This window comes from Paraburkholderia sp. Ac-20340, assembly GCF_017104965.1.
In the GTDB taxonomy this organism is placed as follows: domain Bacteria; phylum Pseudomonadota; class Gammaproteobacteria; order Burkholderiales; family Burkholderiaceae; genus Paraburkholderia.
In genome coordinates this window covers 80,637-105,240 of the sequence record NZ_JAAGPR010000006.1, presented here as the reverse complement: position 1 = coordinate 105,240, position 24,604 = coordinate 80,637, and the positions used below count along the sequence as shown (strand labels likewise).

Annotated in this window: 18 protein-coding genes; 6 read left to right on the top strand and 12 right to left on the bottom strand. The window is 61.0% G+C overall.

What is annotated here, in order from left to right:
- The first annotated feature begins 401 nt into the window (after positions 1 to 401).
- Positions 402 to 1,457 carry a BMP family ABC transporter substrate-binding protein gene (locus G3N59_RS09625; protein WP_241023351.1) on the top strand — a complete coding sequence of 352 codons (1,056 nt, stop codon included), beginning with the start codon at positions 402 to 404 and terminating at the stop codon, positions 1,455 to 1,457.
- Positions 1,458 to 1,498: 41 nt separating this feature from the next.
- Positions 1,499 to 2,014 (top strand): nucleoside deaminase, encoded by a 516-nt coding sequence (locus tag G3N59_RS09620; RefSeq protein ID WP_205982357.1) that lies wholly within the window; start codon positions 1,499 to 1,501, stop codon positions 2,012 to 2,014.
- An 81-nt stretch (positions 2,015 to 2,095) separates the two neighbouring features.
- Here the strand turns inward: G3N59_RS09620 and galU are convergent, their stop codons facing one another.
- Positions 2,096 to 2,986, bottom strand: a complete 891-nt coding sequence (gene galU, locus G3N59_RS09615) for a UTP--glucose-1-phosphate uridylyltransferase GalU (protein WP_205982356.1) — start codon at positions 2,984 to 2,986, stop codon at positions 2,096 to 2,098.
- 288 nt (positions 2,987 to 3,274) lie between these two features.
- On the bottom strand, positions 3,275 to 3,418 hold the full coding sequence (locus G3N59_RS09610) for a hypothetical protein (RefSeq protein ID WP_167067073.1): 144 nt from the start codon (positions 3,416 to 3,418) through the stop codon (positions 3,275 to 3,277).
- 293 nt (positions 3,419 to 3,711) lie between these two features.
- Between G3N59_RS09610 and G3N59_RS09605 the strand changes: the two genes are divergently transcribed.
- Entirely contained in the window at positions 3,712 to 4,824 is a 1,113-nt protein-coding gene (locus G3N59_RS09605) for an acyltransferase (RefSeq protein WP_241023350.1), read from the top strand.
- Positions 4,825 to 4,958: 134 nt separating this feature from the next.
- On the opposite strand, the gene G3N59_RS09600 is transcribed toward G3N59_RS09605, so the two are convergent.
- The 5 genes from G3N59_RS09600 to G3N59_RS09580 all read right to left on the bottom strand — a co-directional run bounded on the left by G3N59_RS09600 (position 4,959) and on the right by G3N59_RS09580 (position 14,752).
- Positions 4,959 to 7,466, bottom strand: a complete 2,508-nt coding sequence (locus G3N59_RS09600; protein ID WP_205982354.1) for a glycosyltransferase family 4 protein — start codon at positions 7,464 to 7,466, stop codon at positions 4,959 to 4,961.
- Entirely contained in the window at positions 7,463 to 8,929 is a 1,467-nt protein-coding gene (locus G3N59_RS09595; RefSeq protein WP_205982353.1) for a flippase, read from the bottom strand. Before G3N59_RS09595 ends, G3N59_RS09600 begins: the two co-directional genes overlap by 4 nt.
- A 57-nt stretch (positions 8,930 to 8,986) precedes the next feature.
- Positions 8,987 to 11,170: a hypothetical protein gene (locus tag G3N59_RS09590; RefSeq protein WP_205982651.1), complete on the bottom strand. Its 2,184-nt coding sequence runs from the start codon at positions 11,168 to 11,170 to the stop codon at positions 8,987 to 8,989.
- A 390-nt stretch (positions 11,171 to 11,560) separates the two neighbouring features.
- Positions 11,561 to 14,101, bottom strand: coding sequence for a hypothetical protein (locus G3N59_RS09585; protein ID WP_205982352.1), 2,541 nt, complete (start codon positions 14,099 to 14,101; stop codon positions 11,561 to 11,563).
- Between the two features lie 150 nt (positions 14,102 to 14,251).
- The gene (locus G3N59_RS09580; RefSeq protein WP_205982351.1) at positions 14,252 to 14,752 is read right to left on the bottom strand and encodes a hypothetical protein; all 501 of its coding nucleotides are present in this window, start codon (positions 14,750 to 14,752) and stop codon (positions 14,252 to 14,254) included.
- A gap of 568 nt (positions 14,753 to 15,320) precedes the next feature.
- On the opposite strand from G3N59_RS09580, the gene G3N59_RS09575 reads away from it, so the two are divergent.
- The 3 genes from G3N59_RS09575 to G3N59_RS09565 are packed head-to-tail and all read left to right on the top strand — an operon-like array spanning position 15,321 to position 18,442.
- Positions 15,321 to 16,406 (top strand): acyltransferase, encoded by a 1,086-nt coding sequence (locus G3N59_RS09575; RefSeq protein WP_205982350.1) that lies wholly within the window; start codon positions 15,321 to 15,323, stop codon positions 16,404 to 16,406.
- A gap of 43 nt (positions 16,407 to 16,449) precedes the next feature.
- Positions 16,450 to 17,493, top strand: a complete 1,044-nt coding sequence (gene gmd / locus G3N59_RS09570) for a GDP-mannose 4,6-dehydratase (RefSeq protein WP_205982349.1) — start codon at positions 16,450 to 16,452, stop codon at positions 17,491 to 17,493.
- Complete coding sequence (locus tag G3N59_RS09565; protein WP_205982348.1) at positions 17,480 to 18,442, top strand: SDR family NAD(P)-dependent oxidoreductase; 963 nt, start codon at positions 17,480 to 17,482, stop codon at positions 18,440 to 18,442. The genes gmd and G3N59_RS09565 overlap by 14 nt, the downstream gene beginning before the upstream one ends.
- Positions 18,443 to 18,517: 75 nt before the next feature.
- On the opposite strand, the gene G3N59_RS09560 is transcribed toward G3N59_RS09565, so the two are convergent.
- From G3N59_RS09560 to G3N59_RS09540, 5 genes are all read right to left on the bottom strand, one after another.
- The gene (locus G3N59_RS09560; RefSeq protein WP_205982347.1) at positions 18,518 to 19,675 is read right to left on the bottom strand and encodes a glycosyltransferase family 4 protein; all 1,158 of its coding nucleotides are present in this window, start codon (positions 19,673 to 19,675) and stop codon (positions 18,518 to 18,520) included.
- Between the two features lie 52 nt (positions 19,676 to 19,727).
- Positions 19,728 to 20,960, bottom strand: a complete 1,233-nt coding sequence (locus G3N59_RS09555; protein ID WP_205982346.1) for a glycosyltransferase family 4 protein — start codon at positions 20,958 to 20,960, stop codon at positions 19,728 to 19,730.
- The gene (locus G3N59_RS09550; RefSeq protein WP_241023349.1) at positions 20,957 to 22,387 is read right to left on the bottom strand and encodes a glucose-6-phosphate isomerase; all 1,431 of its coding nucleotides are present in this window, start codon (positions 22,385 to 22,387) and stop codon (positions 20,957 to 20,959) included. Before G3N59_RS09550 ends, G3N59_RS09555 begins: the two co-directional genes overlap by 4 nt.
- 92 nt (positions 22,388 to 22,479) lie before the next feature.
- Positions 22,480 to 23,631 carry a glycosyltransferase family 4 protein gene (locus G3N59_RS09545; protein ID WP_205982345.1) on the bottom strand — a complete coding sequence of 384 codons (1,152 nt, stop codon included), beginning with the start codon at positions 23,629 to 23,631 and terminating at the stop codon, positions 22,480 to 22,482.
- A 36-nt stretch (positions 23,632 to 23,667) separates the two neighbouring features.
- Positions 23,668 to 24,594 carry a glycosyltransferase family 2 protein gene (locus G3N59_RS09540; protein WP_205982344.1) on the bottom strand — a complete coding sequence of 309 codons (927 nt, stop codon included), beginning with the start codon at positions 24,592 to 24,594 and terminating at the stop codon, positions 23,668 to 23,670.
- Between the last annotated feature and the right edge of the window lie 10 nt (positions 24,595 to 24,604).

The following is a 24,604-nucleotide window of genomic DNA, read 5'->3' as shown; positions in this document are numbered from 1 at the left end:
CCGCCCGAAGACAGGCACGTGACTGATTGTGCAGATTCCACACGCCGGGCGACGTCTGCGTGCGCTTTTCGCCAGCTTCGCGGCGGCCAGGCGCCAGAAGCGCGCCCCGTGCAGTGCGTGGAAACCCGTCACGCATCGCCCCAGGCTGGCCCGCAGGCCGTGCGATGCGCACAAAACCTGCTTCAGTGCGCATCGCGCATGCCCGCCCGCTCAGGCTTATGGCGTAAGCGATCTACCGAACCGCCGCTTTCATACGATATTTGTTATACCGACGATAACGACAACAAATATTTCCCCAATATTTGGCTCGTGAAGATGGTGCATCGGACGACTTTTGCCCTTTTTCTGGAGCCTTCATGAAATCACCCAAGACGCGCGTTCGCCGCGCCTGCGCCACGGTTATGACCGCGCTGTTCGCCGCACTCACGAGCGGTATCGGCCATGCGGCCACGCCGCCCATCGGCGTCGCCTTCGTCTATCTCGGCAATCCCGGCGATGCGGGCTGGACTTACGCTCACGAACAGGGCGTCAAGGCCGTCGAAGCGCAATACGGCGACAAGATCAAGGTCACGCGCGTCGAAGACGTCCCGGAATCGGCCGATTCCGAGCGCGTATTCCGCGACCTCGCGGCGAAGGGCAATAAGATCATCGTGGGGTCGAGCTTTGGCTTTCAGGACTTCGAACTAAAAGTTGCCAAGGATTACCCCGATGCGGTTTTCATGCACGCAACCGGCTACAAGAAAGCGCCGAACTTCGCGACCTATGATGTGCGCACCTATCAAAGCGCGTATCTGGCGGGCCTCGTAGCGGGCTATACGACGAAAACGAATACGCTGGGCTTCGTGGGTTCCGTGCCGGTTCCCGAAGTCGTGCGCAATATCGACGCCTTTACGATGGGCGCGCGATCGGTGAATCCCAAAGCCAAGGTCAAGGTGTTGTGGATCAATAGCTGGTTCGACCCGGGCCGCGAAAAGCAGGCCGCCGAAACGCTGATCGGCCAGGGCGCGGACGTGCTGATTCAGAACACCGACTCCACCGCGACGATGCAAACCGCCGAGCAAAAGAAAGTGCACGCCTTTGGCTGGGACTCGGACATGAAGAAGTTCGGCCCCAACGCGCAACTTGGTGCGTGTGTGAGCAACTGGGGCGTGTACTACTCGCATCTGGTCCAGCAGGTCATGGCTGGCACGTGGACCAATGCGCCGGTCTGGTGGGGTCTCAAGGAAAAGGCCATCGACCTCGCCGATATCAATACGCAGGCCGTCTCGCCCACCGCGCAAAAAGCGCTGGCTGCAAAGCGCGACGCCATCGTTGCCGGCACGTTCGATCCGTTCGCGGGCCCGATCAAAGATCAGGCAGGCACGATTCGCGTGGCAGCAGGCAAGTCGTTGGGCGATGCCGATCTGCTGCGCCTGAACTGGTTCGTCGAAGGCGTGGACGGCACGGTACCGAAATAAGCCTTAAAACAAGCTATAAAACATCACATGCAGGAGACAGGATGAGCACTGACATCACCGCCGCACCGCGCAGCGCACCTACGCACGAGCAGATCGTGCGCCATCTGCGCCGCGCGGCGGCCGTGGGCGAGCGCGCCGCGTCGTTTGGCCACCATCCGTTCGGCGCGATCCTCGTCGGCCCCGATCACGAAACCGTGCTGATCGAACAAGGCAACGTGGATACCGTCAATCACGCGGAAGCCGTGCTCGCGCGTATTGCGGCCATGAATTTCAGCGCCGATTATCTTTGGGACTGCACGCTTTATACGTCGGTCGAGCCGTGCTGCATGTGTGCGGGCACGGCCTACTGGGCCAATATCGGCCGCGTGGTGTATGGCATGACGGAGGAACGGCTGCTGGAAGCGACCGGCAATCACGCGGAAAACCCCACCATGAGTGTGTCGTCGCGTTATGTATTCGATCACTGCCAGAAGCCCGTCGATCTGATCGGCCCCGTAGCCGATGTGGAGGACGACGTGATGCGTGTACAGCGCGCGTTCTGGCAAGCGCACGCTTGATATCAGGTAGTGCGGCGCGTCGGGTTCTATTCAGACGCGCCGCATTGTCAGGCTTGTTTCAACCGAGAGTTATGTCGCGATTCAAGCCGCAGCAGCCAGCGCCTGCGGCAAATGGTTCTGCAGATAGGCTTCGAATTCGTCCTTCACCTCGGGGTGACGCAGCGCGAATTCCACCGTGGCCTTCAGATAGCCGATCTTGCTGCCGCAATCGAAGCGCGTGCCCATGTAGCGATAAGCGAGCACCTGCTCGTCGGTCAGCAGCGATTGCAGCGCGTCGGTGAGTTGCAGTTCGCCGCCCGCACCCGGCTTCAGTGCGCGCAGATGATCGAAAATCGTCGGCATCAGCACATAACGGCCCACCACGCCCAGATTCGACGGCGCCACTTCAGGCGCGGGCTTTTCCACGATGCCCGAGAGTTTGAAAACATCCTCTTCCCACTCGCGGCCATCGACAATGCCGTAAGACGCGCTATTTTCGCGCGCGATCGACTCCACGCCCACAATCGAGCTGTGATAGTGGTTGAACGTATCCACGAGCTGTTTCATGACGGGCTTGGGGCTGTAAAGCAGGTCGTCCGCGAGAATCACAGCAAACGGGCTGCCCTGCACCAGCTTTTCCGCGCACAGCACGGCATGACCCAGACCGAGTGCCTCGGCCTGACGCACATAGAAACAGTCCACATTGCTGGGTTTAATACTGCGCACGACGTCCAGCAGCTTTTGTTTGTTGCGCGCTTCGAGTTCGGCTTCGATCTCGTACGATTTGTCGAAATGATCCTCGATGGCGCGTTTGCTGCGGCCGGTCACGAAAATCATTTCGGTGATGCCGGCGGCGATGGCTTCTTCCACCGCGTACTGAATCAGCGGCTTGTCGACGATCGGCAGCATTTCCTTGGGGCTGGCCTTGGTGGCCGGCAGAAAACGCGTGCCGAGGCCTGCAACAGGAAATACCGCTTTGGTTACTTTTAGCATGATGTTCATTCCCAGTTCGATCGTTTGAGTAACGGTCTCGCAGCAAGGCAAGCCGGCGTCCCCGATGTTTCTGTTTGGGTCAATTTTTATATTGAATGCGTCGACTTTGTTCCGCTTCTGGAAATAAAGAAATGGAAACAAAAATCCAATGCGATGCCGATAACGAAGATCAGGCAGACTAGCGGAAATTATTGCCATGCACCCCGGATAATCGGCATGATTTTCCTGATCCGGATTCGATCGGCGTGCGATCGTGGCGCAATGACAGACACGTCATGCCCGCGCAGTTTACTCGACTTCGTCGGCCGGCGGCAAGCGGCCCGCCTGCGTGCGCGAGCGCCGGATAGGCTCGTTGCGCAAGGCCTCGCGGTACGCCGATACCGCGACGAGTATCAATAGCACGGCAATGCCGGCCAGCAAATGCAGGTTCATCGAATTCTCCAGCGATCATAGGCGATCCCCTTCAAACTATCAGGTCAAATCGCGCAAATAAATCGCTTTAACGTTACAAGGTTTTATTTCCTGATTTCGAGTCAATTACGACATTTTCGCCACACTTTCCGTTAATCACCGCGAATACTTTTTGAAAAACTTTTGCATAATTTCGCGGGACCGGGCACCTATGATCGCAAAGTAACCTCCCCTCATAGCCACGAGCGCCATCACGGCCACCCATCACGATGAGCGACCCCGCACTCGAAACCGTCCTGCCGCCCGCATCCGTCATGCCCACCGCCGCCGCGCGGCCCACTGCCATCGCCGGCGATCACCTGATCGACGCGTTGCGCGGCTTTGCCGCCCTGCTGGTAGCGTATTTTCATTGCCGCCAGGTCACCTGGATCGGCATGGGCGCCTTCCACCAGATGCACGCAAGCCTCGCGAGCCCCGGCACGATTGCCGCGTGGCTCACCTTCCCGATTGCCTGGGGATCAGCGGGCGTGCCGATTTTCTTTGTCATCAGCGGCTACTGCATTCACCGCAGCGGCGCGTCAAAATTACTCGCCAATCCTGACTATCGTCTCGATGCCGGGCAATTCTGGCTGCGCCGTTTCGTGCGGATCTACCCGGTGCTGTTGGCCGCGCTCGCGCTCACGTTCCTCGCGGATTCGATCAGTCTCACCATGACGCCGGTGAGCCACAAGATTCTCGATATCGGCCCGCAGGCTTTTCTGGTCAATCTGTTTTCGCTGCAAGGCGTAGCCGGTAAGACTTACGGGTCCAATGGCGCGCTCTGGACCTTGTCGCTCGAAGTGCAGTTCTATCTGCTTTATCCGCTGCTTTTCGCGGTACGCCGGCGTTTTGGTTTGAACGCAGTCCTGGCCGGCGTTGCCGTCATCAATGTGATTTCCGCCCTCACGCTGGCGCCGCACGACGTCACGTTCTTCACTTCGTACTGGTTCTCGTGGATGCTCGGCGCGTGGATTGCCGAAGCGCGTCTGCGCGGTTCAGAAGGCTTTCCCTTTGCTTATGCGGCCGCAGCCGTGTTCGCCGTGGCGGGCTGTGCCGCGTTTCACTTCGGCCAGTACGGCGCTTTCCAGCTCTGGGCGTGTGCGTTCGCGTGCTATCTGGTGAAAGCGCTGTCGCGGCCCATCCCCACCCTCGGCGTGCTCATGCCGCTGTTCTCGAAGCTCGGCGAATTCAGCTATTCGCTCTATCTGATTCATTTGCCGCTGTTCGTGCTGCTTGGCTCGCTGCTGTTCCGCTCGGAACTGCAAACCTCGATCTGGGCTTCGTTCGGCTTCACGCTTGCCGTGTTGCCGGTCGCGTGGGTCTTCTATCGCCTGTTCGAGCGTCCTGCCCTGAATGTCGCCGCACGGCTTCGCAAGCGCGCTGCCTGAACAAAGTCTTCGATACAAATAAAGCGGGGCCGCCTGACTGGCGGCCCCGCTTTTTACTGCTGCCTTTTTAACGGCTTATTCCCGCTTCTCCCTGAGTTCCTGCCTTGCGAGCACCCAGCGCAACTGGATACGACCTAGCGCGCTCGCGTCACTACACCATCCAGCACGCGCCCCACAGCTTCCACGTACTGTTCCTTGCCGAAGCGTTCGCGCGCGACCAGCAGGCCGTTGCGTGCGAGCCGCTCGCGCAGCGCCTGATCGTCGTGCAGCGCCGCGAGCGTCGAAGCCAGCGCCTGCGCGTCGCCAGGCGTGCACAGCAGCCCGCTCTTGCCGTGTTCGACGATCTCCTTCACACCGCCATCGCGCGATGCCACCACCGGACGCTGCGCCAGCATGCCTTCGACGATCACACGGCCAAACGGCTCCGGCGTGATCGACGTATGGACGATCACATCCATCGCCCGCATACAGGCTGCGATATCGTGCCGGAAGCCCAGAAAATGAACCCGATCGCCCAAACCGTGCGCGGCGACGTATTCATGCAATTCCTGCGCGTAAGCGTCTTCGCCAAACAGCGGCGCGCCCACGAATACAGCATGCGCACGCGGTTCCTGCAGCAGCGCTTCCAGCAACACATGCTGGCCTTTCCAGCGCGCCAGGCGGCTGAATGCACCAACCAGAAACGCATCCTGCGGCAGACCGATCTGCGCGCGCAATTGCGCCTGCGGCACCCGCGCGAGCGCACGGAATGGCGATTCGTCCACGCCGTTGTGCACGACGTCGATACGGTCCGAATCGAATCGCGTGAGTTCGGCAAACACCTGCGCCGACGCGTGTGAATTCGCAATCACATGCGCGAGACCGAGCTTCGCGCAGCCCTTGATGATCGCGCGCTGCACGCGGCCGAAATGCTCGGCACTGACGATATCGCGCAGATGCCAGACCACCGGCTTGCGCGCGAGTTTGCCGGCCAGCACGCCAATCACCATCGCGCGTTGCGTGTTCGCGTAGAGCACGTCCGCACCACGCGCACGACGGCGCGTTTCGCGCACGAGCCCTGCAATGCCCGCAATCACGCCGAGTTTCGGCACCGCTCCGCCATCGCGGCGCACGTTGCGCAGCGCACCCGAATCCACCACATCCACACGCGCGCCAGCGGCGTCGAGCGCTTCGCGGAACGGACCGTCGTTGAACAGCAGCACTTCGATGTGCGCCTTCAGTCCTTTCACCACTTCCAGCAGCGATAATTCAGCGCCGCCCAAAACGCCGCTCTGGTCGATCGCCAGCACACGCGGCGCGCTTTCCAGTGCTGCGGCCGCCGCCGCATCCAGTGCGCGCTGCGGATTCAGATGTGCAGGACCCACTGCCGCAATCGCCGGAACGGCGCACGCCACCTGATTAAAGAAGCGGTCGCGGAAATGCTTCGACGAAAAACGCTCGGCGTTATGGCGGCAATCTTCGGCACGGAAACGCCCGGGATCGCGCTCGAACGTTTCCACGGCTGCGATGATCGCTTCGGCGCGCTGCTCTTCGAAGAACAGACCGGTCGGCTGCGAGCCCGTATCGCGCACGGTTTCGAGCGCCCCGCCCTTGCCATACGCAATCACCGGCGTACCACACGCCTGCGCTTCCACCACCGAAATGCCGAAGTCCTCTTCCGCCGCGAAAACGAATGCCTTCGCGCGGCGCATGCGATCGTGCAGCACGGAAAACGGCTGATAACCCATGACTTCGACATTCGGCCCCGCTTTGGCGCGCACCTTCTGCATATCCGGGCCATCGCCGATCACGACGAGGCGCTTGTCCGGCATGCGCGAAAACGCCTCGACGATCAGATCGATCTTCTTGTACGGCACGAGACGCGAAGCGGTCAGATAAAAGTCTTCCTTGCGCGTTTCCAGTTCGAATGAATCGACGTCGACAGGCGGATAAACGACTTCCGCATCGCGCTGATAAACCTTGTGAATACGCCGCGCGATAAATTCGGAATTCGCCACGAATTGATCGACGGAATTGGCCGTGCGCACATCCCAATTGCGGATGTAGTGAAGAATCAGGCGCGCCAGCATCGATTTAGGTCCGCGCGTGAGACGCGACTCCTGCAGATACTGATGCTGGAGATCCCACGCATAGCGGATCGGCGAATGCACATAGCTGATGTGATATTGATCCGGCCCGGTCAGCACGCCTTTGGCGACGGCGTGCGAACTGGAAATCACCACGTCGTAGCCCGAAACGTCGAGTTGCTCGATCGCCAGCGGCATGAACGGCAGATACGCGCGATAACGCGTGCGCGCCTTCGGCAGACGCTGGATAAACGACGTCTTCGCGCGTTTGCCGCGCAGAAAGCCGCGATCCTTGTCGTCGACGAAATCGACCACGGAGAACAGATCCGCTTCCGGGAAGCAATCGATGATCTGCTCGAGCACGCGTTCCGCGCCCGCATAGGTCACGAGCCAGTCGTGCACGATCGCCACGCGTGGCTGGCGCCGTGTTTCGCGTGCCGCCTCATTCGTATAAGCACTCGATGCCGTGCTCACCGCGCGCAGTTCACCGCGTACCGTGGACGGGCTTTCGCGCCGTTGCTGGGGCATCGCGGCGCGTTCGGACGGCGCCGCTTCGTCGATCAGTTCGTGACTCATGCGCTTTTCCGTGAATTTAGTCGAAACAGGAGGGAACGGGCATAACCACGCAACAGCGGCGTGGTTGCCACCGACCAGACACAGTTGGCAAGGGCCAGCACGACGCCCGCACCGATTGCATAGACCGCGTCCGGCAACCACCACGCAATAGCCAGCGCAGCGGCAAGAAAACTCAGGTGTGCAAACATATCGACGACGATTGCGCGGCTATGAATGCGCGCGAGCCACAGCAGGACCACGTAGTCGAACAGCGAGCGGAACAACACCGCAGCCGCGGCGCCCGGCAGACCGAAATGGTCGATACCGAGCCACAACAGCCCCGCGAACAGCGGCAGTTCGATCAGGCCCACGCGCGCTGCAGCAGCGGGATTGTTCTGCGACTGGATCAGAATGCGTGTGACGCCGGCCTGTCCGATCAGCCACACGGCGACGATCAGAAAGCGCCCCACCGGCGCGCCGTGCTCCGCGATCACCGGGCCAACCCACAAACGCAGGAAGGGCTCCAGCACCACGATTGCGCCAATCGCCACCGGCGTGAAGACGGCGTTGAGGAATTGCAGCGACTGTGCGGCGATTTCATCGGCGTGTTCGCGGCGCAGCGCGGAAAGGCGCGGAAACAGCGTACGCACCAGCGCGTTCGGCACCATGTTCAGGCGCGTCACCAGGTTCTGCGGCACCGTGTAATAAGTCACGAAACGCGCGCCCAGACCGGCGCCCAGCATCATGCGGTCGAGCGAATCGGCGATCATCGTCGTGATGCTGGCAATCAGCATCCAGCCGCCGAAATTGAATAGCGCTTTCGACGTATCGAAGCGCGGCCCGCGCATTTGACGAATGCCGAGCACGCGTAGCGCGGAGCGCCCCAGCAAGATGCCGGCGAAAAGACGCGCGAGCACGGCAGCGGCCAATACGGTCTGCAGATTCGGCGCGATGGCCCATGCCGCGCCCAGCGGCAGCAACTGGAACAGGAATGTGCCCAGCGTCTGGTTGGTGTTGTAGATGCCAAAGCGCTCGGCGCCATTGATCGCACCGGCAAACACCCACGAAACATTGGCGACAGGAATCGCCACCGCGAGCCAGGGCAGCGCGAGATAAACCTCGTGGCGCAATTCGGGCGTCACATGCGTGAAATACGCCGTATACAAAGCGCCGCCCGAATAAATCAACAGCCCGCCAATCACGCCGGTCGTGAAGTTGAGCCAGAACGCGCTCCAGAACACACGCTCGCAGGCCTCGGTGTCTTTCGAGGCGTAGGCCTTCGAAATATGATTCTGCGCGGCCATGCTCATGCCCAGATCGAGCACGCTGAAATAGCCGATCAGCGTCCAGACGAGCGCGATCACGCCATAGCGTTCGACGCCAAGCATCTTGATGTACGACGGCACCGTGACCAGCGATACAAAAGTCGGCAGGATCAGCCCGAACAGATTGATCGCGACGTTGCGTAATATGCCTTTATCCATGCGGTTTCCTGTAGCGTGCGGAATGTGGGCCTGAGTGGATCGAACCGATCAAGCCGATCAAGCCGGCTTCCAGCGGTACATGAGCACCTTGCCGCGCGCGTCTTCCTCTACGAAGATCAGGTACTCGCCGTTGGGCTGGCGATGCGCCGTGATACCGAACGGCACGTCCACCCACCCCGACGTATTGCCCACCTCCGCGCCGGGGCCGAACGTACCGACCTCCTTCGCGGACTCCTTGTCGAACACGTGGACGCCACCCGCAGGCTCCACCACGAAGATGTAGCGGCCTTCCACCGTGAGGCCTGCAGGCGTCACCGGCGGCTTCGCTTTCGGATCCCACGGCAAGCGCAGCACATAGCGCTGCTCGGGATGGCCGCTCGTCCATTTGTCGTAACGCACCAGCACGCGGCCGGCCTCTTTCCAGAAGCCGGGATCATGCGGCGCATCGGCCGTATAGCCGGTCACATAAAGCGAATCGGTTTCTGGTTCGTAGATCGCGCGATGCACTTCGGTGAACGGCGCGGGAATGTCGTACTTGTCGAGCTTGTCGTAGCTGTAGATCGGATTGCCCTTCGCATCGAGCCCGCCAAAACGCCAGCGCCAGATACCTTTTTCGTCGCGTGCACGCCAGATATCGCCGCGCGTATCGATCCACCAGCCCCAGCCGCCGCCCAGCTTTTCGCGGCCGGGATTGTGCGTGAACTCGTCGCTATCGAAAGCGCCGTTACCGTTCGTATCGCGCCAGATCCAGTCGCCGCCCGGCGGCGCATTCGGCACGTGCAGCACCGGGCGCTCGCGGCCCGCGAGGAAACCCGCGGGAATCGCCACCTCGCCGTCACGCTGCGCATCGAAGCGATAGATCTTCAGATGGTCCGCATACATGTCGGTGAGGAACAGAAACGTGTGGCCATTCAGGGATCGCGCAGTCGGCAGGCCCGGCCATTGATCCGTGTGAAAAACCGGATCATCGGGATACTTGAACCGGTTCGACAGGAATCCTGCATATTTCCAGTCCTGTCCCGGCGGCTTCGAAAGATCGAGTTCGAAACGCTTGTTGCCGGTATAAACGCTATTGGGCCGCGCCGGGTCCACCCAGGCGCCGTCCACAAACAACAGGCCTTCCAGGTTCCAGAGGCGCTTGCCGGCCGGCGTATAGCTTTCGAGCGTCGCGCCCAGCCCCGCACCGATGGTGTCGTGCTTCGGCCCAATACCATTGGTGGAGACGTAGATATTGCCCTTGGCATCCGTGCCTACGCCGGTCAGGCCATTAAAGCGGCCAGGGCCCGGACGGCCCGGCACGCCCGAGAAAATGCCGCCGCGCTCGCCCAGGGTGCCGCCTGGCGTATAGCCCTTGCCATTGCGCGCGTAGATCAGGATCTGCTGGCGCGGGCCGTTGTCGGCGACGAGAATGCGCTGCGCAGGATCGACCGCGAGATCGACGGCCATCGAATCGGCGGGCAGATCGAACGTCTCGCCAAGCGGCTTGCCATCGGCGGAATAATGCGCGACGCGCGGCGCGCGATCGGTCGCGGTGCCCGTGAGCACCCAGAGCGTACCGTCGCCGGCGATCGCAATGCGGCCCGGCTCGTGCACGTCGAATTGCGATTTGCGTTGCATCGAGTTGGCGTCGTAGACCTCGATGCGGTTCATCGCCGTGTTGCTCACATAGAGCAGCGCATCGGTTGCGGCGAGGCCACCGATGCCATTTTGCGTGCCAGTCGGCACATCGGCGATCTTGAGGAAAGCACCGGCCAGCTGCGCATGCGGATTAAGCGGCTGAGGCGACGCCTGGAAGGCCGCAGCGCGCTTGGGCTCATCCAGCGGCCTGCGCGTGATGCCGAACCACTGGCGGCCCTTATCCGGCCAGATACCGCCGCCCACCAGATGCCCCTTCTCGTTGCCCACACCCACCGCCGCATACAGATAACGATGGTTGACGGCTACGGCGTTGCCGCCCTGCCCGCCCCAGCCATGCGTGCCGCCGGCGAAGCCGAGCGCCTTGCCGTCCTGATACGCACTGATCTCGCCACCGCTCTCGTCCCACGGCGCGTTCGTGTAAACCTTGCCTTCCGGCGTAACGGCAATCGCGGTAACGTTGATCTGCATCCACGTGCCCTGACCGTAGCCATAGGTGTTACCGATCCACGAGGTCGTGACATTGAGTTGCGGCGCGGCGATGGTCTGCACCGACGAGGTACAGACGAACGCACTCAGCGCGGCGAACGCCAGCGTCCTGCGCATACGGCGGTCGGGAATCGGAAACGACAAGGCAATCCCTCCGGGTTGACGGCAATCTGGCTGGATCATGCCGTACATTCCCGAAGAAAAATGACCCCACAAAATCCGAAAATAATTCAAAAAAATTCAATGTTTATTGGCGCTTACGGTGTGTGGTGCGCCAATAAGCGCAACGCGTTAAATGATGTGCGAAATGTGAATCGCCGATGGCAACGGTGGCGCAAATGACGCGATACGCATGGCGAGAAATGCAGCAGCGGTCGCCATTGGTGCATCGACGACCGCACGAGGACGATTGCGCGAAAGCAGGAATTAATTGCCTTATGCGCGACGTGCTCCTTGAATTAAAGAGGCACTATTTGCCGCTTCCCGAAGTGGCCCTAATCGAAGAAATCAGCCCTTCTTCGCTGGCGCGGACGAATCGAACGGAATCGGATTCGCCATATAGGCATTGAGTTTGTTACGCACCCAGGGCTCGGGATTGCCGATTGTCGAGACAATCCCCGTAGTCGATCCGCCGCCGAGCAGCACCGCGAAAATTCCGCGCAATGGAAAATCGCCATAGGCGGGGTTTGTCATATCGAACGGCTCGGAGCGGATATACATATCCTGTGCCGTTTCGCCCATATACGCCTGCGCTTCAGCAGGAAACTGCAGCGCGAGGATATTGGCGTTGACGTTGTGATAATCGGACCCAATCGCGGAATCGCCGAGAATATAACTGCCGCCCGTGCCCCAATGCTGGCCTTCGAAATCGACCGGTATGACATCGGTTGTATTCGGCGTGCGACTCGACGGAATCTGCCAGGGCATGACAGGAAGCTTGAGCGCACGACTCATCGCGGCGCAGAAGTCGAAATAACGCGACCATTCAAGCGGGCCGTAGCAGTAGTGATTCATATAGCCGCGCTGTTCGTAGTCATCGGCTTCATAGCGGTCGATGGCGAGAAAATTCGGCGCGTAAGGCGGGTTATAGGCACCGACGCTGACGATATAGTCGGCCGTCGACTTCGCTTTGTCGGCTGGGTCGACACTGCTGTCGTAGATCCACTCCGAGTCACCCGTATCCCACAGATTGATTTGCCAGCCAAACGTCGCCCACGGCGCTACGACGTGGGTAAGCCAGTTTACTGCCATAACATAGCCTGCAATGTTGTCCTCGATCTCCGGCGGAATGGTTACGGTCATATTCCAGTGAGTCAGCGCCTCTTGAAGCGGCGCATGCACTGGCATGGCGTAGTCCGGGCCGAGATTGGCCTGCTGGCAGGTGCCCAGAAAATCCGGATTGACGATGACTCCCGCCGGCACGGGATGTTCCTCATCCAGATAGGCGCCTGCGGTATTCAGCGTGAGAATGTAGTTGGCAAAACTATGTGCGTGCGCTTCGGAATCAGCGAGCACAACTTCCGGGTTGCCACCAGACAGATTGCAGGTGTAGCAGATGGGCACAGGCAGCACGTTCTGCGGCGTACCGGCTGCGAGCAAATCCTGTTCGACCTGCCGCGCCAGGTCCATGAGCGATTGTGTCTGCACATCGGCCGTTTCATACGTGCCGGGATCGCCCGCGCCGTCGACACCCGCATAGACGAAGATCGAACTGGCCCGCGCAGTGGTGAAATCGGTCGCGTTGCTCTTGACAAGATCCGTGCACCCACCGAACGAAAGAAACGACGGAAAGCCCTTGACGTTCAGATTCGCGGACGCGGAAATCGACACATTCAGCGTCGCGCTGCCATCGGCGGACACAATGAATTGCGCGGGCACTTCAACGTCGTAGACGATGCCCGCATCGATAAAGTCCGCGGCATCCACCGTATAACTGTCGGGCTTGACCGGAACGCTGAACGCCGTGCTTTGGGTCACAGTCCGGAATGACTGCGAATAGCTCATGCTACTGCTCACGATACGAATCACCAGGCTATCGGAGACTGCGCTGGAAACCTGCATGTCGATCGGCACGTTGACGAATCCGGTCGTGTCGACAGGCGCGGTCGTGACATTCGCATCGCTGATCGTGGCGGTCTGAAGGCTGTTGGCCAGCGTAACCGGCGGCACGTCGAACGTGTAGCTTACGTTGTTCACCGTCATGGGCTGTACGGTGATCGCTGCCGTACCCGATGCAGGGAGCTTACGCAACGACGTTACGCTGCCAGGACTGGCGCTAAAAGAAGCCAGCATAGTACCGGAGCCCTGATCGGTGACGGTCACGGCCAGCGTTTCGTTGGCGAGTCCCTGCAGATCGCCGATCGATACGTCTAGCGCAGAGTAATACTGAACGGTATCGAAAACCACCGAGACATCGGAAGTCTGGCCGATGGCGACATCCACTTCCGGAGGAGCAACCACCACTGGCGCGATGACCGTCTGGTCATCCGTGCTGAGATCGCTCGCCGTGATCTGATAGGTTCCCTGCGCCATTGATAAGGAAACCGAATTATTATAGGCAATAGAATAGGTACTGGAACTGCTACCCTGCGAAAACGTCAATTGCACCGTTATGCCTTCCAGCGCCGGATCGGGGCATGCCGCACAAGTCACGACCACCGTGCCATTGACGGCCGGAGGTGCATCGGCGCCAAACACAAACGAATCGAGCCATTCGGCCGTATCCTGGGTGAGGTCACCGTTCACGCCAATCGTGATCTGATCGCTCGGGCGCAATGTATAGGGCTCTGTGAACGGAATGTTGGCGTCGACCGTGTACGTATTGTCGCCCAATGCGGTGGAGCTCGCCGTGACTGGGCCGGTTACCCACGTCGAAAATTGCGGCGTAATGTCACCCGCGCTCACCGTCCCCGGCACATGGAAATTCATCGCCAGGTAAGTGTTGATGTTGACGGACGTTTCATCGTCGTTTCGGATATTCGAAACGATGATCTCGCCATACCATTGGCTTGCACCGCTCGCCACTACTGCGTCGTAGATGATGCTCATGATATCCCTCGCGAATGGCCTCGCCTGTGGGCTCAGCCATCTCTGGTAGAAGAAACAGGTTTCGCTGAAAAACGCTGTAAATGTGTGATTTCCTCGATAAACCTCCTCGCCATAGCATTTCGAATGCGTTGGCTGTTCCGCTGAATCCGCTCAATCCTCTTCGGGCTTTCCGCGCCATTGAAAGGGCGACTCATTGGCGAAGTGCTGCCTTCCCTGTAGCGGCTCCCCTATTCGCTCACGCTGCCGCTGCGAGACAGGCAGATCAATGGCGGAAAATGGCGAAACATCGGCGCCCAGAATGATGAATTCCACCCACCGGTTCGCGCTCCCGGTCAGGTTTCCATACAGGCCCAGCCTGATTTCATCGCTCGCCTGCAACGTATATGGCCAGTTCACCGGCACGATCGCATTGACGTCGTACGTGCCGTCGCCTGTTGCCTTGTTCGCCGTGGTGATATCGCCGATCACCGATTGCGCGAATGCCGGCGAGATTCCCATTGGACTCACTACCGCCGGAGAAGAAAAATTGATCGACAGATACGATTTCAGCGTAATCGGATGTCCGTCACCGAATCGCATGTTCGAGATAACGATCGTTCCATACCATTTGTTCGAACGATCATCGATCTTTGCGTCGTAGATGATGTACATGGCCAAAGCTCCAGACAGTATTCACAGCCCAGGTTGATCGATTGCTTCATGCTAGATAAAGCCCGAAAAAAGCCAATGGAAGATCCCTTCGCATCAGCGAATCTATTTATCGGCGATTGGAAAATGGCTTTAACGATTTCAGTGATGAATTTCAAACGTCAAGAACCACGCTTCATTTATAGACCGATTTAATCAGAACAATCGTAAACCGCACTTATATTTGATAACCGTCAAAGATAAATCGTAGATAAAGCGCAAATCTGACATCCATCCTCATTGACAAGTAGGAAAAACCAGGACTCGAAATGCAAATTCGATTTAACCGAATCTGCCAGTCGAAACGCCGGCCAAACGGGCGGCCCACGCGGTCGCCAGCGCGCTCCTCGCGCCGCCCTTCCATCCCAACAGGCAATTCTTTCCGCCCCTATTCCAAACTTACCGATTCCCGGGACATCGGCACGCGATTCATTTTCAGAATTTACAAGTCGATATATTTCGGACTTTTTGCCCAATAAATTCTTTCTAGAATCGTCTGGACTATGCATGCATGAAATCCACCGGATAGCCGATGACCGTCAACAGCCTGACCAGCGCGCCCCCCCAACATTCGCACCGTATCGTCCAGCTCGACGGCATGCGTGCATTCGCCGTGCTTGCCGTGTTCGCGCAACACGCCTTGCGCGCGCCGCTCTGGATGGGTGTCGATTTATTTTTCGTGCTAAGCGGTTTTCTGATCACCGGCATCCTGCTGGAGCGTAAAGCGCGCGGGCAATCGTATTTCAGCTACTTTTATGCGCGCCGTGTGCGCCGCATCCTGCCGCCGTACATTTTGCTGATGATCGTTTCATCGCTGCTATTCGGCTTCGGTTGGGCCCATTACTGGCCGTGGTATGCATTCTTCGCCACGAATATCGGCGATGCGCTCGGTCAGAGCGGCCACGACAGCCTCAATATTCTCTGGTCGCTAGCGGTCGAAGAGCAGTTCTATATTTTCTGGCCCTTCGTGGTGCTGTTACTGCCGCAACGCTGGCTTGCCGTGGTGGCCGCCTCGCTGATCGTTATCGTGCCGGTGCTGCGCGCGATTGCTACGCCGTGGTTCGCCACCTATTGGCCGATCTATTACCTCACCCCGTTCCGCATGGACCTGCTCGCGGCAGGCGCGCTGCTCGCCGTGCTCGTGCGCCGCGACCGCAACGCGCTGGAGCCGTTCAAGATTCCTGCGGCGATCCTGTTTTTCGCCGCGCTTGCCGTGCTCGCCTGGCTGCATCTGCATTACCCGCGTTTTCGCGGCATGAACACGCCGCTCTCAAATGCGCTGCTTTATAGCGTCTCGCTCGTGCTTTGCACGTCGGCGGTCGTGGTTGCGCTGCAATCGAAGGGTTGGGTCAAGCGCCTGCTCTGCAATCCGGTGCTCGTCTATATCGGCACCATCAGCTACACGATCTATCTGATTCACCTCACGATTCTTTACGCGGTATGGCCGCTTCATTACAGCCGTCCCGTAAGCGCGGCCATCGCACTCACCCTCACGCTCGTCTATGCAAGCGCAAGCTGGTTTCTTTTCGAAAAACGTCTCACGCGCGGCCCGAGCCATCGCATCGCTGCCGGCGCCACCGTGCGCAACAGCGTGAGCGCAACCAGCTCGCAGTCCTGAAAGACCGATTCCCTATCACGTTCGCTACTTCAAAGGCCTACACATGAACGAACGACGCAAAGCGATCATTACCGGCGTATCCGGCCAGGACGGCGCATATCTGACCAAGCTGCTGCTCGACAAGGGCTATCAGGTGGTCGGCACTTATCGACGCACCAGTTCGGTTAACTTCTGGCGCATGAACGAACTCGGCGTCACCGATCATCCTTCGCTCGAACTCGTCGAGCACGATCTCACCGATGCGGGTTCGACGCTGCGTCTGCTCGAACGCGCGCAAGCCGGCGAAATCTATAACCTCGCCGCACAAAGCTTCGTGGGCGTGTCGTTCGATCAACCCGTCACCACCGCCGAAGTCACCGGCATCGGCGCGCTCAATCTGCTCGAAGCGATTCGCGTGGTGAATCCGCGTATGCGCTTTTATCAGGCGTCCACGTCCGAAATGTTCGGCAAGGTGCAAGCGGTTCCGCAGCGCGAAGACACGCCGTTTTATCCGCGCAGCCCGTACGGTATTGCCAAACTTTTCGCGCACTGGTCGACCGTCAATTATCGCGAGTCTTACGATATCTTTGCGACCAGCGGCATTCTGTTCAATCACGAATCGCCGCTGCGCGGCCGCGAATTCGTCACGCGCAAGATTACCGACACGGTCGCCAAGATCAAACTCGGCAAGGCCAACGTGCTGGAACTCGGCAATCTCGACGCCAAACGCGACTGGGGCTATGCTTCCGAGTACGTCGAAGGCATGTGGCGTATGCTGCAGGCCAGCGACCCGGATACTTATGTGCTGGCAACCGGCCGCACTGAAACGGTGCGCGATTTCGTGACGATGGCTTTCGCAGCCGCTGGCTTCCAGCTCGAATGGTCGGGCCGTGGCGAGCGCGAAACCGGCGTCGATATTTCCACGGGCCGTACGCTGGTGCGCGTCAGCCCGCGTTTTTACCGCCCCGCCGAAGTCGATCTGCTGATCGGTAACGCCGACAAGGCGCGCAGCAAGCTCGGCTGGGAACCGCAAACCTCGCTAGAACAGCTTTGCCAGATGATGGTGACAGCCGATCTGGCACGCAACGAACGACATGACACGTTCTGATCCTTCCAGCGCGGCGCCAGCGCCGCGCGCCCTGATTACCGGCGTCAACGGCTTCACGGGGCGCTATATGGCGGCGCACCTTGCGGCCGACGGCTATCGCGTATGGGGCACCGTGCGCGCGGGCGAGAGCATCGCCGCGAATGAGTTGCAGGGCGTCGTCACGCCTCTCGCCGCCGATCTGCTCGATCGCGAGGCGCTGGCGCACGCGGTCGAAACAGCACGGCCCGACGTCGTGGTCCATCTCGCGGCCATCGCCAATGTCGCCGATGGCGATGTTGCGCGCACTTACGTCGTCAACGTGGTGGGCACGCGCAATCTGCTGGAGACCGTCGCGCAGCAGCAGCATGTGCCGCGCGCCGTGCTGATCGCCAGCAGCGCAAACGTCTACGGCAACGTCACGCCCGGCATGATCGACGAAACCGTTGCCCCGCAACCGGCCAACGATTACGCGGTCAGCAAGCTCGCGATGGAATACGTGGCGAAGCGCTGGAACGCGCAATTGCCGCTGGTGATCGCGCGTCCGTTCAACTACACGGGCGTGGGCCAGAGCACGGACTTTCTGCTGCCGAAGATCGTCGAGCATTACGCGCGCGGCGACCGTACGATCTCACTCGGCAATATCGATGTGAGCCGCGATTTTTCCGATGTGCGCGATGTCGTCGATGCTTACGCAAGACTCATCGCCGTGGCGCCGCGTGGCAAGACCGTGAATGTCTGCTCGGGTACGGGCTGGACGCTCGGCGAAATTCTCGCTTCGCTCGCGCGGATTGCGGGCTATTCGATCGAGGTGAAGATCGACCCGCGTTTTGTGCGTGCGAATGAAGTGCGCCATCTGGTCGGTTCGAATGCGAAACTGCGCACGCTCATTGGCGAAAGCGAACGCCGGTCTATCGAGGAAACGCTGCGCTGGATGTACGAGGACGCACGCAAACGGCTTGGTAAAGCCTGAAGAATCCGTTTTGAGAATCTGCAAAATCAATCGCCGCTCTTTCGAGCGGCGATTTCGTTTTAGCGCACGATAAACTCAATGCGCGGCAATCGCTTCGGCATAAACATCGGCCACGCGTTTTGCAATCACGGCATTGTCGAAATGCTCGCGCGCGTAGGCTTTGCACGCTGCTTCATCCGGTAGTTTGATGCGCCCGGAAAGCGCGGCGTCGATACCTTCGGCAATCGCGGCCGCGCCCGTTTCCGGCAACACCAGATCCGGCGACAGACCCGCCACCGCTTCCGGCAAACCGCCCACCGGCGTCACCAGCACCGGCGTGCCGGCGGAAAGCGATTCCACCGTGATCAGCCCGAAGCCTTCGAGCGCGACCGTGGGCACCACGCTCAACGTGGCGGCGCGATACAGCGAAGGCAGATGCGCGTCGGGCACGAAGCCCAGCAACTTGACGTTATCCGTGAGACCCGCTTCGTCGATACGCTGTTGCAGTTCCCCTTGCAGACGCCCGCGCCCCGCGATCAGCAGCAGAATGTCCGGGTGGCGCTGCTTGACCTGCTTGACCGCGTCGATCAGATCTTCCAGTCCCATGCGGCGCACGAGGCGGCGCACAGCCAGAATGATCGGGCGATTCTGCGGCAATTGCAGACGCAGACGCGCCTCGCCCTGCGAGCAGGCCGGATCGAAATGGGCCGTATCCACGCAACCGGGCACGATACGCACGCGATCGGGCGAGATCGCATAGCGCTTCGTGAGAATGTCGCCGAATGCTTTCGACAGCACGATGAGCCGCGACGATCGTTCGTACACCGATTGTTCGAGCGAATGCTTGATGCGCTGGCTCAGCGTGGCGGCGCCTTCGACAAAGCTCTCGTCGGCCCAGGGTCCCTGAAAATGCGAGACCTGCGGAATGCCGCGCGTAACGTCGAGACCCGGAAAGGTGTACAGCGCGAAGTGCGAGGAAATGACGTCCGGACGATGGCGACGGATTTCGCTGCGCAACGCACGGCGCGCGTCCATCAGGCGGAACGGCAACGCGCGTGCCGCCGAGCCGAAGCCCTGGATCGCGCCGCCGCTGTCTTCGGCCACCTTCGGCGAGCCCGCCACGACGCCGCGTACGTGTACGCCGGCACCGGGCAACGCGCCCACCAGCGAGTAATACATGCGATCGAGGCCACCAGCACGCTCGGGGAACCAGTGCATGCCGATCTGTAGCGAATGGATGGATTGTTTCGTCATCGCGATTCCTTGTTGTGCAACTTGTTATGCAGCCATCGAGGCGAATAACGGATTAAGTCGTCTCTGCGCGCGGCAGCGACTGGCCGCCCGAAAGCGGCGCGAGTGCGGGCGTCGCGGGTTCGGCGTAGGCATCGCTGCGCACCGTCGCGCCCGCGTCGCCCGCCAGTTCGCGATAGAGCGCGATGTATTGCGCAGCCATCCGCGCCCAGCCGAAGCGGCAGGCGAGTTCTGCCGCCGCTGCGCCCATCGCGACGCGGCGTGGCGTATCGTCGGCGAGTTGCTGGATCGCGCCGGCGAGCGCTTTCGCGTCGTCCGGGTCTTCGAGCACGATGCCGCAATCGGGCGTGATGATTTCGGCGCCGCCTGCCGTACGCGCGGTCACGACCGGCAAGCCCGCCGCCATCGCTTCCAGCAGCGAAAGACTCATTGCTTCGTAGCGCGAAGGAAAGACGTAGCTATCGACACTGCGCATCAGCACCGGCATTTCGCGCACGAGGCCGAGAAAATGCACGCGCGAAGCAATGCCGAGCTCGCGCGACATCTCCGGGTACGGACTGCCCGGCAGATAACCGGCCACTGCCAGATGCACATGCTCGGGCAATTGCTTGAGCGCATGCAGCACCGTGCCCAGGTTTTTGCGCGGCGTGCGCAGATCGCCCACGAACAGCAGCAGGAATTTATCGGCGGGAAGATTGAATTTCTCGCGATCCGAATCCGCACCGGAGAAACCGCGCGTATCCACGCCGTTATAGATCACGTCGAGCCGTTCGAGCGGATCGCCGCCCGAAGCGAGGATTTCATCGGCGACCTTGCGCGATACCGCTGCGATCACACGCGAGCGCCGGTACGCCCAGCGCTCCAGCACCGCGTTCACGCGCGTATAGACGAACTGATACGCCGACCAGACGCCGCGGGTCAGCCCGAACGGGTAATACTTGCTGCGCCCCCAGCCGCCGTGTACGAAGTGCGCGGTATTGACATCGGCTTGCGCCCACGTAATGAAGCCATTCACGTGCAGCACGTCGTATTCGCTGCGATGGCTTTTGAGCCAGAGCGCACTCTTGAGCGCGAACACCTGCTGACGCAACAGGTTGGTCGGCCAAAGTTTCGAAGGTTGCACGCGCACCCATTTCACCTTGGGATGCGCCAGCAGTTCCGGCGCGACGTGCGAAGCCACCAGCGTGACCTCGAACCCTTCGTCGAGCGCCGCGCGCGCGATTTCGTGGTTGACGCGCCCCTGGCCGTCGTTATGGCGCACCACATGCGTGACGATTGCGACTCTCAATCGGAGACCTCCGTAGTCGGGGTAATGTCTGGAGCACGGACGCTGGCCTGGCGCCGCGTCATCTTGCGCCAGTGCCCCGCGCTGAGAATGGAAAAAACGCTGGAAAACAGCAGCAGACCGCCGGTGCCCACCAGCGAATTGGTGAACACCAGCATCGCGAAGATCGACACCATCAGGCTCAGACATGCGCACACGTAGCGGTCTTCCTGCATGCGCAGCGACTGGCGCACGGCGCGCGCGATCAACCACAGCACGCCCGCCATATACATCAGCGTGCCGGGCCAGCCGAGCACGAACGGAATGTTCATCACGCCGCTGTCGAAGCTGCCGTACTGGCCGAGCTGGCCGTTGCTGCTGGAAAGCTTGGTCGATGCGCCGGTTGCGCCCAGGCCCTCGCCCGTCACGTCGGTGAAGGCGGTCTTGGCGAAATCGGCGTAGAACTGGTTACGCGCCTCGTAGCTCTGGTCGTCGCTCAGGTTCACGAGCGTGTTCAGGCGCTGCTGCATGCGGTCGGCCACCGGCCCAAAGGTCAGCAGCGGCACGCAGATACCCGCAAGCACAAACGCGCTGACGATAATGCGCAAGCGCACCTTGTTGCTCGACTTCATCAGCTGGATCACCATGGCGATGGCCCAGCCGCCCCAGGTCGAGCGCACCAGCGACAGCGCGAACGAGAAGAAGCCGAACGCCGCCGCGATCCAGCGCACGCGATGTTTCGCGGCCATCACCAGCACCATCGCGCCCATCATCGCGAAGGCAAACGGACCCGACGAATTCATCGTGCTGAATACGCGCACGCCCAGCGGCACGGGGTCGCCCTGCGAATTCATGTCCGAGCCGATCATCCACATCGCGTCCCACGGCGGCATGATGAAGAACTGGATCAGCCCATAGGCGCCCATCACGAACATGCCGTAGATAAAGGTGTTGACGATGGTGTCGCGGCATTCTTCGTACTGGCGCGTGAGCACCATGATGTGAAAGCCGATCAGCAGCGGATAAACCCAGTTCGCCAGATCGAATACGGCAGCGGCGGGACCGTTGCCCACCACGCCCACGACAAAGCCATAACCGATGCCGAGCAAGGCCAGCAGCAGCGGCAAACCGCGACGCTGCGCGAGTACCGGGTAATAGCGCAGCAGCGAAAGCCCGCTGATCATCGTCACCGCGAGCGGCGCGACCTGAATCAGGCTGGTGGGTGTGAAGCCGCCTTTGCCGTAATCGGCGAGACGGCGCACTTCGGGGCTCAGAAACCAGAGCCACCACATGAAGCCCACATAGCGCACCGGGTTCACGAAATAAAGCCACAGTCCCGTGGCGATGGCCAGCACCGGAAACGCCAACGTCAGCACCGTGCCCTGGTGCGCGAGGATCAGCAGGCCCGTGAAAGTCCACAGCGCGATCACCGGCAGCGTATCGCGGCCCATCGCGCGGCGCAGGCCGGATTTCGGCGCGGCTGGCGCGCCCGCGGGCGCGGCGGAAGGCATCGAAGCCGGAATGGTGGACGGCACACGCATGATCACATCCCGCGCGGCATCTGGCCGGTTGCACCGGCTGCCACGTTGGCGCGCGCGGCGCTTTGGGTACGCGGATCGCGTTCGAGCATCATCTCGCGCGTGAGTTGCGCATGCTGGCGCGCGAAATTCTCGGTGGTGAGATCGCGCGTGCGCAGTTGCTCGCAGGCCTCGCGCGCCTGTGCTAGCGTGCGTGCCGGATCGTCCACGAGCACATTCACGGCTTCGCGCAACTGGTCGGCGTTGAAGGGCTCGACGTAGAAGGCGGCGTTATCGTCGAAGTAATCGTCGAGCGCGCCCACCTTCGTGACGATCATCGGCTTGCCGAGCGCCGCCGCTTCCAGCATCACGGTAATACCGGAAGCATGCGTATTCGGTCGCAGCGGCACGACGATGATATCGGCCCAGTCGTACAGCGCGTGTTGCTGCTGGATGCCGGAAACGCGCACGATTTCCACGTTCGCGGCGCGCGCCGAAGCAGGCATGCGGCGACGCGTGGCAATCCGCACCTCATAGCGCGGATCGTCGCGCAAGGCGGCGACGAGCGTGGTCCAGTCGCGGTCGCGATCGTTGCCGATCGCCGCCACGCGCACGGGCGTATGCGGCTTCCAGTGCGACGGCGGGCAAAGCGGAAAGTCGAAAGTATTCAGCCCGTAGAGCAAGGGCGTGGCGGCACGGCCGAAATAGTCCTTGCAGAGCGCGGCATTCTCGCTCGCGAGCGTGGTCAGGCGGTCGGCACGGGCCAGCAGACGCTTGTAGAAGGCCCGGCGCAGCGCGCCATAGCCTTGCCAGCGGTCGAGCAGCCACACGCTCTGCGCGAGCAGCAGCGGGCGCGCCCCGCCCTTCTTCGCCTGCATCAGCAGCACCAGCGCGACCGCCAGATGCTCCTGTTCAGTATGCGTCCAGATCACGTCCGATTGCAGCATCGCGTGACGGTTGCGCCAGGCGTGTACCAGATCGAAGCCGAGCGCGGCTTTCAAGGCGCGGCGCGCAAAGCGCACCGGCTTGCCTTCGCGCACGTCCTTGGCGTAATTGAGCGCGAATTCCGCAGATTCCGCGTGATGGTAGCCGTAGAGGCAACCGATGTTCTCGCCCTTGCGATAGTGGCGCGGATCGGCGCCGTAAAACAGGTGCACGTGGACTGTCGTACTACTCATTCGGGGTCCTCCGTAATGTCGTGTGCGGGGCGTTCGTCAGGCGATGGCGCGGCGAGCTTCGCGTGCGCCGCCGCGCACCGCGCGCCAGCGTGCGAATGCGGCCCCGGCGGAACCCGAACGCACGGCGCTCAGGCCGGTATGCAGCAGCCCCGGATAAACACGCGTGCCGATCAGCGCCCACCACCACCACGCCGTTTCGCGATGCATCGGCTCGAGATGAGCGCGCAGTATCAGATGGAAGTTGTAGGCGGCATTGCGGATCGAAGCGAGCGTCTGCGCATTGCGCGGATCTTCGCCAGGACGCGGCGCAGGATAGTGATCGACGGCCACAAGCGGGTCATAGACAAGCTTCCATCCGGCACGCTTCACGCCCATGCTGAAGGCCATGTCGTTATGCGTCTGCGCACCGGTGCCGCGCAGACGGCGGTCAAACCGCAGATCGCCGATCGCCGCACGCAGATAGCTCATATTCGCGCCCTTGAGCAGATCGACTTCGCGCGCCTTGCCCACGCCCAGATGATGATTGCCGACAATGCGCCCGGAACGCTGTACGCGCCCCACCAGCGCCCGCTCGCCATCGAGCACGCGGCCTTCTTCATGCACCCAGTCGCGCCCGCCCAGCGCGCCCAGCAGCGCATCCGATTCGAAATGCGCGGCGATGCGCGCGACCCAATCGGGATGCGGCGCGGCGTCGTCGTCGGTGATGGCGATCACGTCGCCCGTCGCGGCTTCGATACCGCGATTGAGCGCGGCCACCTGGCCGGGTTCTTCGACGGTTGCGACTTCCACGTTCAGCACGCGGGGCGTCACGTGTCCCGCGAGGCACGCGTGTGTGGCTTCGTCGTCGGGACGCGCCACCACTACGATCTGGTCGGGCGCACGCTGCTGGCACAGCAGCGCGGAAAGGCAGCGCGCCAGATCGTCAGGACGCCGATACGTTGGCACAAGCACGGTCACTTTCATCGCGTGTTCC

Excerpts from the sequence above, each read along its gene's own strand:
- G3N59_RS09625 (WP_241023351.1), top strand. The coding sequence starts at position 402 with ATGACCGCGCTGTTCGCCGCACTCACGAGCGGTATCGGCCATGCGGCC.
- G3N59_RS09620 (WP_205982357.1), top strand. The coding sequence starts at position 1,499 with ATGAGCACTGACATCACCGCCGCACCGCGCAGCGCACCTACGCACGAG.
- galU (WP_205982356.1), bottom strand. The coding sequence starts at position 2,986 with ATGCTAAAAGTAACCAAAGCGGTATTTCCTGTTGCAGGCCTCGGCACG.
- G3N59_RS09610 (WP_167067073.1), bottom strand. The coding sequence starts at position 3,418 with ATGAACCTGCATTTGCTGGCCGGCATTGCCGTGCTATTGATACTCGTC.
- G3N59_RS09605 (WP_241023350.1), top strand. The coding sequence starts at position 3,712 with ATGCCCACCGCCGCCGCGCGGCCCACTGCCATCGCCGGCGATCACCTG.
- G3N59_RS09600 (WP_205982354.1), bottom strand. The coding sequence starts at position 7,466 with ATGAGTCACGAACTGATCGACGAAGCGGCGCCGTCCGAACGCGCCGCG.
- G3N59_RS09595 (WP_205982353.1), bottom strand. The coding sequence starts at position 8,929 with ATGGATAAAGGCATATTACGCAACGTCGCGATCAATCTGTTCGGGCTG.
- G3N59_RS09590 (WP_205982651.1), bottom strand. The coding sequence starts at position 11,170 with ATGCGCAGGACGCTGGCGTTCGCCGCGCTGAGTGCGTTCGTCTGTACC.
- G3N59_RS09585 (WP_205982352.1), bottom strand. The coding sequence starts at position 14,101 with ATGAGCATCATCTACGACGCAGTAGTGGCGAGCGGTGCAAGCCAATGG.
- G3N59_RS09580 (WP_205982351.1), bottom strand. The coding sequence starts at position 14,752 with ATGTACATCATCTACGACGCAAAGATCGATGATCGTTCGAACAAATGG.
- G3N59_RS09575 (WP_205982350.1), top strand. The coding sequence starts at position 15,321 with ATGACCGTCAACAGCCTGACCAGCGCGCCCCCCCAACATTCGCACCGT.
- gmd (WP_205982349.1), top strand. The coding sequence starts at position 16,450 with ATGAACGAACGACGCAAAGCGATCATTACCGGCGTATCCGGCCAGGAC.
- G3N59_RS09565 (WP_205982348.1), top strand. The coding sequence starts at position 17,480 with ATGACACGTTCTGATCCTTCCAGCGCGGCGCCAGCGCCGCGCGCCCTG.
- G3N59_RS09560 (WP_205982347.1), bottom strand. The coding sequence starts at position 19,675 with ATGACGAAACAATCCATCCATTCGCTACAGATCGGCATGCACTGGTTC.
- G3N59_RS09550 (WP_241023349.1), bottom strand. The coding sequence starts at position 22,387 with ATGGGCCGCGATACGCTGCCGGTGATCGCGCTGTGGACTTTCACGGGC.
- G3N59_RS09545 (WP_205982345.1), bottom strand. The coding sequence starts at position 23,631 with ATGAGTAGTACGACAGTCCACGTGCACCTGTTTTACGGCGCCGATCCG.
- G3N59_RS09540 (WP_205982344.1), bottom strand. The coding sequence starts at position 24,594 with ATGAAAGTGACCGTGCTTGTGCCAACGTATCGGCGTCCTGACGATCTG.